Source organism: Polaromonas sp. (genome assembly GCF_018780625.1).
GTDB lineage: Bacteria > Pseudomonadota > Gammaproteobacteria > Burkholderiales > Burkholderiaceae_C > Polaromonas.
Window position 1 is genome coordinate 56,848 of the sequence record NZ_JADMJK010000048.1, and the last position, 14,685, is coordinate 71,532.

At 64.0% G+C, this 14,685-nt stretch carries 14 protein-coding genes; 7 read left to right on the plus strand and 7 right to left on the minus strand.

Going from position 1 to position 14,685, the window contains the following annotated elements; translation table 11 throughout:
* Positions 1–122, minus strand: a 122-nt coding sequence (locus IV091_RS04245; protein WP_293465633.1) for an SAM-dependent methyltransferase, incomplete at its 3' end; no start/stop codon positions are given.
* Positions 123–172: 50 nt separating this feature from the next.
* On the opposite strand from IV091_RS04245, the gene IV091_RS04250 reads away from it, so the two are divergent.
* The 3 genes from IV091_RS04250 (at position 173) to IV091_RS04260 (ending at position 2,008) form a co-directional block, all read left to right on the plus strand.
* Positions 173–637 (plus strand): YraN family protein, encoded by a 465-nt coding sequence (locus IV091_RS04250; protein ID WP_293465557.1) that lies wholly within the window; start codon positions 173–175, stop codon positions 635–637.
* Positions 638–749: 112 nt separating this feature from the next.
* Positions 750–1,349, plus strand: a complete 600-nt coding sequence (locus tag IV091_RS04255) for a phosphoheptose isomerase (RefSeq protein WP_293465560.1) — start codon at positions 750–752, stop codon at positions 1,347–1,349.
* The gene (locus tag IV091_RS04260) at positions 1,346–2,008 is read left to right on the plus strand and encodes a BON domain-containing protein (RefSeq protein WP_293465563.1); all 663 of its coding nucleotides are present in this window, start codon (positions 1,346–1,348) and stop codon (positions 2,006–2,008) included. Before IV091_RS04255 ends, IV091_RS04260 begins: the two co-directional genes overlap by 4 nt.
* Positions 2,009–2,072: 64 nt before the next feature.
* Here the strand turns inward: IV091_RS04260 and IV091_RS04265 are convergent, their stop codons facing one another.
* The 4 genes from IV091_RS04265 to IV091_RS04280 form a co-directional block, all read right to left on the minus strand.
* The gene (locus IV091_RS04265; protein ID WP_293465566.1) at positions 2,073–2,975 is read right to left on the minus strand and encodes an NAD(P)-dependent oxidoreductase; all 903 of its coding nucleotides are present in this window, start codon (positions 2,973–2,975) and stop codon (positions 2,073–2,075) included.
* 77 nt (positions 2,976–3,052) lie between these two features.
* Positions 3,053–4,189 (minus strand): PilT/PilU family type 4a pilus ATPase, encoded by a 1,137-nt coding sequence (locus tag IV091_RS04270; RefSeq protein WP_293465569.1) that lies wholly within the window; start codon positions 4,187–4,189, stop codon positions 3,053–3,055.
* A 34-nt stretch (positions 4,190–4,223) separates the two neighbouring features.
* Positions 4,224–4,856 carry a cyclic nucleotide-binding domain-containing protein gene (locus tag IV091_RS04275; protein ID WP_293465571.1) on the minus strand — a complete coding sequence of 211 codons (633 nt, stop codon included), beginning with the start codon at positions 4,854–4,856 and terminating at the stop codon, positions 4,224–4,226.
* 26 nt (positions 4,857–4,882) lie between these two features.
* Positions 4,883–5,926 carry a type IV pilus twitching motility protein PilT gene (locus IV091_RS04280; protein WP_293465573.1) on the minus strand — a complete coding sequence of 348 codons (1,044 nt, stop codon included), beginning with the start codon at positions 5,924–5,926 and terminating at the stop codon, positions 4,883–4,885.
* A 61-nt stretch (positions 5,927–5,987) separates the two neighbouring features.
* Here IV091_RS04280 and IV091_RS04285 point away from each other — a divergent pair, with 61 nt between their 5' ends.
* Positions 5,988–6,692, plus strand: a complete 705-nt coding sequence (locus tag IV091_RS04285; RefSeq protein ID WP_293465575.1) for a YggS family pyridoxal phosphate-dependent enzyme — start codon at positions 5,988–5,990, stop codon at positions 6,690–6,692.
* Here IV091_RS04285 and IV091_RS04290 read toward each other — a convergent pair whose 3' ends face one another.
* Complete coding sequence (locus tag IV091_RS04290) at positions 6,693–7,172, minus strand: Lrp/AsnC ligand binding domain-containing protein (protein WP_293465577.1); 480 nt, start codon at positions 7,170–7,172, stop codon at positions 6,693–6,695.
* Positions 7,173–7,287: 115 nt separating this feature from the next.
* On the opposite strand from IV091_RS04290, the gene IV091_RS04295 reads away from it, so the two are divergent.
* On the plus strand, positions 7,288–10,368 hold the full coding sequence (locus IV091_RS04295) for an L-glutamate gamma-semialdehyde dehydrogenase (RefSeq protein ID WP_293465579.1): 3,081 nt from the start codon (positions 7,288–7,290) through the stop codon (positions 10,366–10,368).
* Here the strand turns inward: IV091_RS04295 and IV091_RS04300 are convergent.
* Complete coding sequence (locus IV091_RS04300; RefSeq protein WP_293465581.1) at positions 10,365–12,872, minus strand: EAL domain-containing protein; 2,508 nt, start codon at positions 12,870–12,872, stop codon at positions 10,365–10,367. The two genes, IV091_RS04295 and IV091_RS04300, sit on opposite strands and share 4 nt — an antisense overlap.
* A 343-nt stretch (positions 12,873–13,215) precedes the next feature.
* Between IV091_RS04300 and IV091_RS04305 the strand changes: the two genes are divergently transcribed.
* Both IV091_RS04305 and IV091_RS04310 read left to right on the plus strand, forming a co-directional pair.
* Complete coding sequence (locus IV091_RS04305) at positions 13,216–13,524, plus strand: RNA-binding protein (protein ID WP_293465583.1); 309 nt, start codon at positions 13,216–13,218, stop codon at positions 13,522–13,524.
* Positions 13,525–13,586: 62 nt separating this feature from the next.
* Positions 13,587–14,591 carry an endo alpha-1,4 polygalactosaminidase gene (locus IV091_RS04310; RefSeq protein WP_293465586.1) on the plus strand — a complete coding sequence of 335 codons (1,005 nt, stop codon included), beginning with the start codon at positions 13,587–13,589 and terminating at the stop codon, positions 14,589–14,591.
* Positions 14,592–14,685 lie beyond the last annotated feature (94 nt).

The window sequence follows — 14,685 nt, forward strand, 5'->3', positions numbered from 1 at the left end:
TTGTCCTCGCAGGCAATCGCGTCGACCCGCTGCAGCACATGCAGGGCGCGCAGGGTGATGTCGGCCAGGTTGCCAATCGGCGTGGCCACCACGTACAGCGTGGCTTCTGGATAATGCTGCATGCTGGCGGCAGCGCGCGCCGCATCCAGTGCCAATTCGAAAGAAGCGTTCAATGTGGTTTTCCAGGAAACAGGTGGTCAAGTCGCCGCAAGTCGGCGGTGCACAAAGCGTTGTCAAGAGCGCAGGCGATGCGTCCTCAACGGTGCCACGGCAGATTACCACCAAGTCGCGCGGCGATGCGGCGGAGGGGGTGGCGCGTGCCTACCTGGTTCGTGCCGGGCTGCGATTTGTGGCGGCCAATTACCGCACGCCGGGTCGCGGCGGCGGGGAGATTGATCTGGTGATGCGCGCGCCCGACGGCACGCTGGTGTTTGTCGAGGTGCGCCAGCGCTCGGGCGCCTCGCACGGCGGTGCGGGGGCCAGCATCAGCGCCGCCAAGCAGCAGCGCATTATTTTGGCCGCGCGCCATTACCTGGTGCGCTTTGCCAGCCCGCCGCCTTGCCGCTTTGATGTGCTGCTGGTGCAAGGGGCGCTGGGGCAGATTGAATGGCTGCCCGCGGCGTTTGATGCGTCCTGACGCATGCGGCCACGCCGGGCCGAGGCTGATAATTTGTAACCAAGCCCTGCGCTGGGCCCCTGCAAGTGACATGCAGGGGCTGCGGCGGACCTTGACCCGGTATCATGGTGCCATGCTTGAACAACGAATCGAACAGCAATTCATCGACAGCGCCGACCTCAAATACCAGTCGGCGCAAGTCTTGTCCAAACCCATCGCCGCCGCCGTGCAGGCTATCTTGGCCAGCGTCACCAGCGGCGGCAAGGTACTGGCCTGCGGCAACGGGGGCTCGGCGGCCGACGCCCAGCACTTCGCTGCCGAATTTGTCGGCCGCTACGAGCGCGAGCGTCCTGAGCTCGGTGCGATCGCCCTGACCACAGACAGCTCCATCCTAACGGCCATTGCCAACGACTACGACTTCAGCGTGATTTTTTCCAAGCAGATCCGCGCGCTGGGCGGTGCGGGCGATGTGCTGCTGGCACTGAGCACCAGCGGCAATTCGGCCAATGTGCTGGCGGCCGTCGAAGCCGCCCATGAGCGTGAGATGACAGTCGTGGCCCTGACCGGCCGTGGCGGCGGAAAAATGACCGCCGCCTTGCGCGAAACCGATGTGCATATTTGCGTGCCGCATGAACGAACCGCGCGCGTCCAGGAGGTGCATCTTCTTGTGCTGCACTGCATTTGCGACGGGGTGGACACACAGTTACTTGGCGATCTGGAGACTTCCGTATGAAACATGTTGCAGTGAAACGCCTGGCCTGGTCGCTGGGCGCGACGGTATTGCTTTCTGGTGCCCTGACCGCCTGCGTCCCGCTGATGGTGGGCGGCGCCGTGGCAGGGGGCTCCATGGTCGCCACCGACCGCCGCACCTCGGGTACCCAGCTGGAAGACGAGGGAATCGAGTTGCGGACCCGCAACCGGATCCGCTCGGCGGTCGGCACACGCGTGCGCGTCAGCGTGACCAGCTACAACCGCCAGGTGCTGCTGACCGGCGAGGTGCCCAGCCTGCAGGACAAGCAGTTGGTCGAGCAGGTGGTGGCGGGGGGCGAAAACGTGCTGTCGGTGGTCAATGAGCTGGCCGTGATGAACAGCCCATCGCTGGTGGAGCAGTCATCGGACGCGCTGGTCACCGGCCGCGTCAAGGCCATGCTGATGGATGCCCGGGATCTGCATTTCAATGTCTTCAAGGTGGTGACCGAGCGCGGCACCACCTACCTGATGGGGCGCGTGACCACCCGCGAGGCAGACGGCGCCACGGCCGTCGCGCGTGCAGTGCCCGGCGTTCAAAAGGTGGTGCGTATCTTTGAAATCATCAGCGAAGACGAACTGGCGCGCATTTCTCCGAATGGCGCCAGGCCGCAAGCGGCACCTGCCAGGGCCGCAGGCGGCTAATGCACCGCTGCTGACCCGCTCGCCGGGCTGCCGGCAACAGCCCCGATGAAGAAGCTGGCCGGGTCTATTTCAGGCGCTTGATCAGGCTGGAGGTGTCCCAGCGCTGGCCGCCCATGGCCTGCACATCTCCATAAAACTGGTCCACCAGCGCCGTGACGGGCAGGCGGGCGCCGTTGCGCCTGGCTTCATCCATCACCAGCCCCAGGTCCTTGCGCATCCAGTCCACCGCAAAGCCAAACTCAAACTGGTCGGCCACCATGGTCTTGCCGCGGTTGTCGAGCTGCCAGCTTTGGGCCGCGCCCTTGCCGATCACGTCCAGCACCTGGTTCACGTCCAGCCCGGCCTTCTGGCCAAAGGCGATGGCTTCGCTCAGCCCCTGCACCAGGCCTGCAATGCAGATCTGGTTGACCATTTTGGTGAGTTGCCCGGCGCCGCTTTCGCCCATCAGCGTGAAGGCTTTTGCAAATGCCATCCCGGCCGGCCGAACCGCCTCGAAGGTGGCGGCATCGCCGCCGCACATGACCGTCAGTGCGCCGTTTTGTGCGCCCGCCTGGCCGCCTGAGACCGGCGCATCGATGAACTGCAGGCCGATGTGTTGGGCGGCTGCGCACAGTTCCCGGGCAACGTCGGCCGAAGCGGTGGTGTGGTCCACCAACACAGCGCCTGCCGCCATGCCCGCAAACGCGCCGTCCGCACCCAGCGTGATGGAACGCAGGTCGTCGTCGTTGCCGACGCAGCTAAACACGATGTCGGCACCCGCCGATGCATCCTTCGGCGTCGCGGCCGAAGTACCCCCGAATTCCGCGACCCAGGCCTGCGCCTTCGCCGGGCTGCGGTTGTACACCGTCACCTGGTGGCCCGCCAGCGCCAGATGGCCGGCCATGGGGTATCCCATGACGCCCAGGCCCAGAAAGGCGACTTTGCGCGGGGAGGAGGCTTCGTAGGTTTTGGGGTGGGTGCTGGACATGGTGAGGTTGGAATTGGAATTGGAATTGGATGGGGGGTGGATGCGTGTGTTTTTTTTTGACAGGCGTCGCCCGCGGCTTACACAATCGCGAAGTGTTCGGTGCCCGCCGCCAGGTCGATTGATTTGGCGCGCTGCGAATTGAGTTTGATCTGCAGCCGCAGGTCGTTCACCGAGTCGGCGTTGCGCAAGGCGTCTTCGTAGGTGATGTGGTTGCTTTCAAAGGCGTCAAACAGCGCCTGGTCAAAGGTCTGCATGCCCATGTTGCGGCTTTTCTTCATGACCTCCTTGATCTCAAGCACATCGCCCTTGAAGATCAGGTCCGAAATCAGCGGCGAATTGAGCATGATTTCAAACACGGCATGGCGGCCTTTGCCATCTTGCAGGGGGACCAGCCGCTGCGAAATCATGGCCCTGAGGTTGAGCGACATGTCCATCAGCAACTGGGTGCGGCGTTCTTCGGGGAAAAAGTTGATGACCCGGTCCAGCGCCTGGTTGGCACTGTTGGCATGCAGCGTGGCCAGGCACAGGTGGCCGGTTTCGGCAAATGCCAGGGCGTGCTCCATGGTTTCGCGGTCGCGGATCTCGCCCATCAAAATCACATCCGGCGCCTGGCGCAGGGTATTTTTCAGGGCGGCCTCCCAGCTGTCGGTGTCCAGTCCCACTTCGCGCTGCGTGACGACGCAATTTTTGTGCGGGTGGACAAACTCCACCGGATCTTCAATCGTGATGATGTGGCCAAACGACTGCTCGTTGCGCCAGTCCACCATGGCCGCCAGGGTGGTGGACTTGCCCGAGCCGGTCGCGCCCACGAGAATCGTCAGCCCCCGCTTGCTCATCGTCACGTCCTTGAGCACCTGGGGCATGCGCATCGCGTCAATGTTTGGCAATGACGCCGGGATCACCCGTATCACCATCCCCACCTTGCCCTGCTGGATAAATGCATTGACACGAAAGCGCCCCGTGCCCGGTGGCGAGATCGCGAAGTTGGACTCCTTGGTGCGTTCAAACTCGGCGGCCTGCTTGTCGTTCATGATGGCGCGTGCAAGCGCCAGCGTGTGGCCTGCATTGAGCGGCTGGGACGATACCTTGGTCATCTTGCCGTCCACCTTGATCGCCGGCGGAAAGTCTCCGGTGATGAACAGGTCGCTGCCGCCGCGGCTGACCATGAGCCGCAGGAGGTCGTTGATAAATTTACTGGCCTGATCGCGTTCCATGACTTGTCCTTTGGATCTTCTGCGCGTACAGCGCCTAGTTCTTGTTTTCTGCCACTCGGGCACTGACCACCCTCAGGCGCAGCGACAGCTTGCGCGCCAGCAGCGCAATCAGGCTGGCGGCCAGCGCGGCGTCAGACGACATCATCTCGTCGAGCGCCTGCGCGCTCAGGATGGCGATCTCGCATTCGGTCAGCGGGCTGCAGGCTGAAAAGCGCATGCCGCTGTCGAGCAATGACATTTCACCCAAAATGTCGCCGGGCCGCGCTTGCGCAAGGCGCAGGCGCTCGCCCCAGGGCTGCACGCGGTCTACTGCGATGCTGCCCGTCAGCAGCACGATCATGAAGTTGCCGTACTCTTCCTGCCGGATCAGGTCGCGATCGGCCTGCACCGTGGCAAAGTCAAAAAACTGCTCCAGCCGCGGCACCGCGTCGGTGGCCAGGCGCATCATGTATTTGTCCTTGGCCCACAGCGCCTGCAGCAGCTTGCTGCCCCGAGAGCTCGACAGGCGCTTGGCGCCAATCTCGTTGGCACGCGCTTCCCACGGCACCAGCATGGATGAATCGACGCCCAGCTCTGCAAACGCCGTGGTGAACATCAGCGAGTCCTGGCGGTTTTCGTCACTGCTGTTCGGGGTGGGGCGTTTGAGAAGTCCGAGTAGACTTTTCATGAAAATTCCTTTGAATACGCGGCAAGTCAACCAGGGAAGTTGTCAGGGATCTTGGCTTTGCCGCGGGCTTCCGCGGCGGAAATCACGTTGCGCTTGACCAGGTCGGTCAGGTTCTGGTCCAACGTCTGCATGCCGACACTGTTGCCGGTCTGGATCGACGAGTACATTTGCGCGACCTTGGCTTCCCGGATCAGGTTGCGGATGGCGCTGGTGCCCAGCATGATTTCATGGGCCGCCACCCGGCCCTGGCCGTCCTTGGTCTTGCACAGCGTTTGCGAGATCACGGCCTGCAGCGATTCGGACAGCATGGAGCGGATCATCTCTTTTTCCTCGGCCGGAAACACGTCAATGATCCGGTCAATCGTTTTGGCGGCGCTTGACGTGTGCAGCGTGCCAAACACCAGGTGTCCGGTTTCGGCAGCGGTCATGGCCAGGCGAATGGTTTCCAGGTCGCGCATTTCACCCACCAAAATCGCATCCGGGTCTTCGCGCAGCGCAGATTTCAGCGCCGCAGAAAAGCTCAGCGTGTGCGGGCCGACCTCGCGCTGGTTGATCAGGCATTTCTTGGACTCATGCACAAACTCGATCGGATCCTCAACGGTCAGGATGTGGCCGTACTCGGTTTCGTTCAGGTAGTTGACCATGGCCGCCAGCGTGGTCGATTTGCCCGACCCCGTGGGGCCGGTCACCAGCACCATGCCGCGCGGCTTCAACGCCAGGTCGCCGAAAATTTTCGGCGCGCCCAGTTGCTCCAGCGTCAGGATCTTGGACGGAATGGTTCGCAGCACCGCACCCGCGCCGCGGTTATGGTTGAAGGCATTGACCCGAAAGCGCGCCAGGCCCTCGATTTCAAACGAGAAATCCACCTCCAGAAACTCTTCGTAATTCTTGCGCTGGGTGTCATTCATGATGTCGTACACCATGGCATGCACCTGCTTGTGGTCCAGCGGATCGACGTTGATGCGCCGGACATCGCCATGGACACGGATCATGGGGGGCAAGCCTGCCGACAAATGCAAGTCGGACGCCTTGTTCTTGACGCTAAATGCCAGCAGCTGCGTGATGTCCATTCCAGGGGTCCTTGGAGGTCGAAATTGAGTTTTAGTTTGTAACTGGGTTTACAGTTCGATTATGACCATGATTGCGCAGAATCTTAAGCTCGTCCGTGCCCGCATGGCGGCCGCCTGCCAGGCCGCCGGACGCGACCCGGCCAGCGTGCGCCTGCTGGCGGTTTCCAAGACCTTTGGCGTTGATGCGGTGAGGGAGGCGGCGGCGGCCGGGCAGTACGCGTTCGGTGAAAACTACATCGCCGAGGGCGTCGACAAGATTCTGGCGCTGCGCAGCAGTCCCCTTGGGGGGCCGGCGCTGGAGTGGCACTGCATAGGCCCGGTGCAAAGCAACAAGACCCGGCTGGTTGCCGAGCACTTTGACTGGGTCCAATCAGTCGACCGGCTCAAAATTGCCCAGCGCCTGAGCGAGCAGCGACCGCCCCATTTGCCGCCGATGCAGGTGTGCCTGCAGGTAAACATCGACGGCGGTGCCAACAAGTCCGGCCTGGCGCCGGGCGACGTGCTGGCGCTGGCCCAAGCGGTCGCGCAACTGCCCCGCCTGGCGCTGCGCGGCTTGATGGCGATTCCCGAGCCGGCTCCTGACTTTGTAGCTGCTTGTGCCCTGCATGAAAGAGCTAAGGCCTTGTTTGATGCCATCAATAATGCGGGCGTGCTGGCTGTGCCCATGGACACCCTGTCGCTGGGCATGACGGCCGACCTGGAGGCGGCGATTCATGCCGGCAGCACCATGGTGCGGGTCGGTACCGCCATTTTTGGCGGCCGTTGATCAAAACCCGAGCGACAGCCGGGTGGTGGATTTGACTTCTTCCATCACCGCGTAGGTGCGGGTTTCGCGCACGCCGGGCAGCTGCCACAGCACGGTGCCGGCAAATGAGCGGTAGGCGGCCATGTCGGCCATGCGGGTCTTGAGCAGGTAGTCAAAGCCGCCCGCCACCATGTGGCATTCCATGATCTGCGGGTGCACCTGAACCGCCGCCTTGAAGGCTTCAAACACGTTGGGTGTGGTGCGGTCCAGCAGCACTTCGACAAACACCATCATGCCGGCGCCCAGTTTCAGCGGGTTCAGCCGCGCCTCATAGCCCAGAATGAAGCCGTCCCGTGTCAGCCGCTGCACCCGCGCCAGCACGGCGGTGGGCGACAGGGCCACGCTCTCGGCCAGCTTGAGGTTGGAGAGCCGGCCGTCCTGCTGCAGAACATTCAGGATTTTCAGGTCGATGCGGTCGATGTCGGTTGATGCTTCAAGCATGAGTAGTGAATTATTCGGTAAATTACTGAAATATAGCGAGAAATTCCAAGGACTTCCCAGGAGCATCAGGGCATCGAACTGAATTTCCCCACTTTTCTAGTGAATGGAGTCTCTTATGCCTGCCGCTGCCCCCCGCCTGCCCTTTCCCTACCGATCCGAAGCCGAGATCGTGACGCGCCACCTGCAGCGCCTGTCCGGCGCGCTCGACTGGGCCGCCGCCGCCCAAGCCGCGCAGCCCTGGGTGCAGGCCGTGCGCGGCAACCCGCCGCCGTTCTGGGCCATGGAAAGCCTGCTCAAGGAATACCCGATCTCCAGCGCCGAAGGCCTGGCCCTGATGCGCCTGGCCGAAGCCCTGCTGCGCGTGCCCGACGCCGAAACCGCGATTGCGCTGACGGCCGACCAGCTCGGCCGCGCCGACTTTGATGCGGCCGGCGACGGCGTGCTGCAGCGCCTGTCCTCGTCGGCGATTGCCCTGTCCAAGAAGTTCCTGCCCGACGAAGGCCAGCCCGGCCTCGGGTCCAAGCTGGGCGCGCGCACCGTGGTCGCCGCCACCGTGCGCGCGGTCCAGCTGCTGGGCCGGCAATTTGTGCTCGGCCAGACCATAGGCGACGCCATGAAGGAGGCCGATGCCGCGCGCAAGAAAACCGCCCGGCTGGTGTTCAGCTACGACATGCTGGGCGAAGGCGCACGCACCGATGCCGATGCGCTGGCCTATCTGGCCAGCTACACCCATGCTATTGAATCCATCGCGGGTAGCGCCGATAAAACAGGTGCGTGCGAGAAAAACGACGGCATCTCCATCAAGCTCAGCGCGCTCCATCCGCGCTATGAAGACGCCCAGCGCGCCCGCGTCATGGCCGAACTGGTGCCGCGTGTCTGGGGCCTGTGCGTGCTGGCCGCGCAGGCCAATATCAATTTGACGATCGACGCCGAGGAAGTCGACCGGCTGGAGCTGTCGCTCGACGTGTTTGAAGCGCTGGCCGCCCAGGTTGCGCAGCACCAGCCGCATTGGCGGGGCTTTGGCCTGGCGCTGCAGGCCTACCAGACCCGCGCGCTGGAACTGGTGGAGCATGTGATTGGCATCGGCCGCAAATACCAGCTGCGCCTGATGTGCCGGCTGGTCAAGGGCGCCTACTGGGATTCGGAAATCAAGCGCGCCCAGGAGCTGGGGCTGCCGCGTTACCCGGTGTTCACCCACAAGCAGCACACCGACGTGGCCTACCTGGCCTGCGCCCAGGCGCTGCTGGCCGCGCCCGACGCGGTGTATCCGCAATTTGCCGGGCACAACGCCGGCACGATTGCCGCGATTGTCCAGATGGCCGAGCGCTCCGCAGCTACCAATGTGCGCCGCGCCGGGCCGCCCCAAGCAAGCACAGCCCCCTCGGGGGGCAGCGCAGTACGCGAAGCGACAAGCGTGGGGGCCGCATCTTTGTTTGAGTTGCAACGCTTGCACGGCATGGGCGAGGGGGTGTTCCGCGAGGTGCTGAAAAATCCGCTGATCAACTGCCGCGTCTACGCCCCGGTCGGCGCGCACCGTGACCTGCTGGCCTACCTGGTGCGCCGCCTGCTGGAGAACGGCGCCAACTCGTCGTTTGTGCACCAGCTCGCCGATGAATCGGTGGGCATGGACCAGCTGCTGGTCTCGCCGCTGCGTCTGGACCGGTCGACCTTTCTGCCGCTGCCGCCCGCGCTGTTCGGTGCTGCGCGCGCCAACAGCCTGGGGCTGGACCTGACGGTGGACCGCATGCGCGCGCCGCTGCTCGCTGCGCTCCATGCCGTGGCCGTGCCGGTTGTTCCGGAGTTTGATGTCAAATTGGCCTCAAGCGCAGTAGCTATGGGGGCTGCAAGCTATCAGAAATGGAGCAAAGTGCCGGTCGCGGAGCGCGCCGCCGTGCTGCGCCGCGCCGCCGATGCGCTGCAGCAGCAACTGCCCCGGTTCTGCGCGCTGATGGTGAAGGAGGCGTTCAAGACCTGGGGCGACGCGGTGTCAGAAGTGCGCGAAGCGATCGACTTCCTGCGCTACTACGCCAACGAGGCCGAGCGCATCATGGCGCCCGTGGCCTTGCCCGGCCCGACTGGCGAGACCAACGCCCTGCGGCTGAACGGGCGCGGCGTCTGGGTCTGCATCAGCCCGTGGAATTTCCCGCTGGCAATTTTCATCGGGCAGGTGGCGGCGGCCCTCAGCACCGGCAACGCCGTGCTGGCCAAGCCTGCCGAGCAAACACCCGGCGTGGCCTGGGAAGCGGTGAAGTTGTTGCACCAGGCCGGTGTGCCCGAAGGCGCGCTGCAGCTGCTGCACGGCCCCGGCGACACCGTGGGCGCGGCGCTGGTGGCCGCGCCCGGCGTGGCGGGCGTGGTGTTCACCGGCTCGACCCAGGTGGCCAGGCTGATCAACCGCGCGCTGGCCGCCAAAGACGGCCCCATCGTCCCGCTGATTGCCGAGACCGGCGGCATCAACGCCATGCTGGTCGACAGTACTGCGCTGCCCGAGCAGGTGGCCGACGCGGTGGTGCAAAGCGCCTTTCGTTCGGCCGGCCAGCGCTGCTCGGCGCTGCGCCTGCTGTGCGTGCATGAAGGCATTGCCGACGCCGTGATCGAGATGATCCAGGGGGCGGCCCGCGAACTGGTGGTGGGCGACCCGGCCGCGCTGGCGACCGATGTGGGGCCGGTGATTGACCGCGAGGCCTTTGACAACATCACGCGGCATCTGGAGCGCCTGGATTCATCGTCAAAAGTGCTTTTACTCCATACGGAACGGGAAAAACAAGCGACTGATTCAATGGCAAACCTGGTCTGGCCCGCCGCCTTTGAAGTGGCCAGCCTGGCCGAGGTGAAAGACGAAATCTTTGGCCCGGTACTGCACATCGTGCGCTGGGGCAGCGGGGCGCTTAAAACCCCTGAAGCGGTGATCGCGCAGATCAACGCGCTGGGCTACGGCCTCACGCTGGGCATCCAGACCCGCATCGACGCGCGCGCGCAGGCGCTGGCCGCTGCCGCGCATGTTGGCAACGTCTACATCAACCGCAACATGATTGGCGCGGTGGTCGGCTCCCAGCCCTTTGGCGGGGAAGGCCTGAGCGGCACCGGCCCCAAGGCGGGCGGACCGCACTACCTGTACCGCTTTTGCAGCGAACAGACGGTGACGGTGAACACCACGGCGGCCGGCGGCAATGCAGCGCTGCTGGCCAGCGCTTAAGGCGCCGAGGATGCCGAAGATGCCGGGCAGGTGTCCTGCCTGCGCAGGTAGGCTTCCAGCTGCGCAATCGGCAGCGGTTCTGAAAACAGGTAGCCCTGAAAGTGCTCGCAGCCCTGCTGGATCAAGAAGTCGCGCTGGGCCTGCGTTTCCACGCCCTCGGCCACCACGCCCAGCCCCAGGCTCTGGGCCAGCGTGATGATGGCGCGCGAAATGGCGGCGTCGTTCGGGTCGGTCAGCAGGTCGGCCACAAAGCTCCGGTCTATCTTGAGCTGGTCCAGCGGCAGCCGCTTGAGCACCGACAGCGACGAATAGCCCATGCCAAAGTCGTCGATCGCCAGCGTGACCCCGATCGCCCTCAGCGAGCCCATTTTGGCGATGGTGATTTCCATGCGGTCGGCCAGCAGGCTTTCGGTCAGTTCGAGCTTGAGCCGGTGCGGCGGGATGCCGGTGCGCGCAATCGTCGCCATCACCATGTCGACAAAGTCCGGGTGCCGGAACTGGCGCACGCTGACGTTCACCGCCACGCTCAGCCCCGCTGTCTCTGGCCGGCTGGCCCAGGCCGCCAGTTGCGCGCAGGCGCTCTCCAGCGCCCATTGGCCCAGCGGCAAGATCAGCCCGGTGTCTTCGGCCGCCGGAATAAAGTCGGCGGGCGCCACCAGTCCCTGGCGCGGGTGCTGCCAGCGCAGCAGCGCTTCCACCCCGGTGATGCGGCCGTGGCGGTCGACCTGGGGCTGGTAGTACAGTAAAAACTGCTGTGCTTGCAGGCCGATGCGCAGGTCGGAACTCAGGGCCGCCTTGGCGCTGGCGGCCGCTTGCAGCGCGGGGTCGAAAAAGCAGACGTTGTTGCGGCCCAGGGTTTTGGCCTGGTACATCGCCAGGTCAGCCTGTTTGAGCAACTCGTTGACACTGCCCCGCAGGCCGCTGAAGGCCGTCACGCCCATGCTGGCGCTGGCGTGGTGCTGGTGGCCGTCCAGGTCAAACGGCGTGCGCAGTTGGTCCAGTACCTTTTCGGCCACGACACGGGCCCGCGCGGCGGCGGCGCCCGGCTCGTCTCCCAGGTCTTCCAGCATGACGACGAATTCGTCGCCGCCCAGGCGCGCCACGGTGTCGGTCTTGCGCACGCAGTCCAGCAGCCGCGTGGCGACTTTTTGCAGCAGCTGGTCGCCTTTGTGGTGGCCCAGGGTGTCGTTCAGCGCCTTGAAGTTGTCCACGTCGATAAACATCAGCGCGCCCTGGTGACGGGTGCGCGCACTCTGGGTGAGCGCGCGCTGCAGGCGGTCCATCAGCAACTGCCGGTTGGGCAGCTTGGTCAGCGGGTCATAGAAGGCCAGGTGGTGGATCTCGTCTTCGGCCGCCTTGCGCTGAGTGATGTCGCGCCCCACGGCCACCCAATGCGTGAGCTGGCCCGACGGCGCGAGCACCAGCACGATTTCAAGTTCCACCCAGAACCAGCTGCCGTCCTTTCTGAAAATCCGCAGCTCGCTGCGCACCTGTCCGTCTTTGTGCAGCGCCTGGGACATGCGGCGCAGCTCGCGAAGCTGGGGCTCGGGCCCCAGCATCATGCGCGGCGTCTTTCCCAGCACCTCTTCGGGCACGTAGCCGGTGTGCTGTTCGAACGCGTCATTGACAAACACGATGCGCGGAGCGCTTTCACCGGCCGGCAGGGCCTCGGCAATCAGCACAATGTCGTTGAGCCGCGAGATGCTGGTCTGCAGCAGCATCAACTGCTCCTGCGCTTGGCGACGCTCGCTGACGTCGCGGAAATACACGGCCAGGCCTTCTGCGAACGGGTAGGCGCGCACTTCCAGCCACTTGTCCAGCGTCGGGTAGAAGTCCTCGAATTCGGCGCGGTGGTGCGAGGCCAGCGATTTTTCAAGCTGCTGCTTCAGGCGATCACCCACGCCGCCGGAAAACGCCTGCCAGATGGGCTGGCCCAGCAGGTCGCCGGTGCTGCGCTGCAGCAGCCGCTCGCTTTCCTGGTTGAGGTAGGTAAAGCAGCCTTGGCGGTCCAGGGTGACAAAAGCTTCCGTGATGCTGGCCAGCGTGGTGGTCAGGCGCATTGCCAGCCGAAGGGTTTCGCGCTGGGCCTGCTTCTGGGCGGAAATGTCCTGTAAGGCCCCCTGCAGGCGGACGATCTGGCCCTGGTTGTTGCGCACGGCCTCACCCACGGCGCGCACCCATTGCGCGGTTTTGGCGCTGGCCCCAATCTGCATTTCTTCGTCAAACGGCGTGCCGTCCTGGCTGCAGCGATGAAGCAGGCTGCGCAGTCGTCCGCGCCAGTCTGGCCTGAACCGGTCCGTCATCGCGTCCAGCAGCAGGGCGCCGCCTTTGGGGACGCCCAGAATCGCCGCGAACTCGTCTGAATGCATCACCCGGTGGCCCGGCAAGTCCATGGACCAGCTGCCGATGTGCGCCGTGCGCTCGGCCATGTCCAGCAGGCTGCCGCCTGGCGGCTGGGTGGCGGGGGACGCTGCCGCGTCTTCGCAGGTGAAGTCATGCGTCATCGATGACGTCCTTTTGACAGGTCTTCAGCCGTGCCTGAAAACAAGTCAGCACTGGCGTTGAAAGCAGGGGAGGGTGTCGGCGTTACACCCGTAACAGTCTACAAGTCAATGCACGGTTCTGTAGAACCAATGCGCTTGCGTTTGTTCCGCATCAACTGCACGGCAGTTTTTTTGCAGAGGGGTGCAAGCTGCGTTTGTGCAGGTGTCAGCAAGTGCTTCAGAACCAGTTGAGAAATCTCAAGCACCGATACACGGCGCTGACGTATTTTTCAGACAAGTGCCAAAACATTGAAAAGCTGTCGGCCAGGTTGGCCCATCGTCACGAAATGCAGAGGAAGCCACCATGAACATATTTGAGACGCTCGGACACTGCCCGGATGTCGCCACCTTGAAGCCCGCCTTGCAGCGGCTGTGCGGAACGTTCGGTCGGGTTGTGCGGCTGGATGTGCTGACGGCCATGCACGAGGGCACGCGGCAGGCGATTTGCTTTTTGCGGCTGGATTCACCCGAGAAGGAGCAAGTCCTCATGAAAACGCTGGGTGTGGGGCGTTTTGGGGGGGAGATCGTGTTTGTGGTGGATCTTCATGCGCCCGCGACCGACCAGGACACCGGCCCGTCTTCCCAGTGGACCGAATTTGATGATGCCGACTAGGCGTCTGCCTGTGCCCTCATGCATGGCGCCGTGCACCAGGAAAAAACAACAGAAAGAACACCATGTGGCTGGTTGATACCTTTTTCCTGAATCCCGATGGACGAAAGTTCACGGCCAGGGTGCTGACCAGACGAAAAAAAATGCAGCCTGCGCGCGCCATGGGTGCTTTGCATGGCCGGGCGGTAGCGGGGCCGGGCTGCTACGCGCGCCGCCTTTTTTCCTCGTTGCGCGAATTCGCATTCCGCAGGCTTTGCGCGCTGCTGCCATCCTGTGCGCTGGTGTTCGGCTGTGCCATGGGGCGTGCCGCAGCGCCAGGCACGGCCTTTTTTTATGGCACGCCCGTTCCTGTTTCTGCGTTGTCGCACTATGAGCGTGTCGTGGTTGAAGCAGAAAATCTGCAGGACCTGGCCGCACTGCGCAAGGCCGGGGCGGACGTTTTTGCCTATGTCAGCGTGGGCGAAGCGGAGGGCTGGCGGGCATCGTCGCGCGCATTGCCTCCAACGCTGTTTCTGGGCGCCAACGCCGCCTGGAAAAGCCGCATCGCCGACCTGGCCCACCCGGGCTGGCAACGGTATCTGCTTGAAGACCGCATGGCTGCGCTGTGGGCCGCCGGCTATCGCGGCTTTTTCCTGGACACGCTGGACAGCTACCTGCTGGCCGCCAGGAGCCCGGCCGAACAGCAGGCCCAGAGAAGCGCGCTCGTGGCGCTGATCCGGGCGATGCACCAACGCTTTCCCGGCGTCAGGCTGATGTTCAACCGGGGCTTTGAAGTGCTGCCTGAAGTGGGCTCTCTGGCCGTCGGGCTGGCGGCGGAGTCGCTGTTTCAGCGCTGGAACCCGGTGACCCAGAAATACGAGACCGTCAGCGAAAACGACAGGCGCTGGTTGCTGGCGCGCCTGGATGAGGCCCGCCTTCGCTATGGCTTGCCGGTCACGGTGATTGACTACGTGCCTGCGGATCAACCCGAGCTGGCCCGCGCCACCGCGCGCCGCATCGTTGCCCTGGGTTTTACCGCATGGGTGGCCAATCCCGGCCTGGATGTACTGTCGATTGGAGTGGAACCATGAAAAATGACATCGTCACAAAGGACAAGCGCATCGCACTGGTGCGGCCTCTGACGCTTATCACCGCCTTGCTGGCGCTCATTGCCGCGTTGGTGGG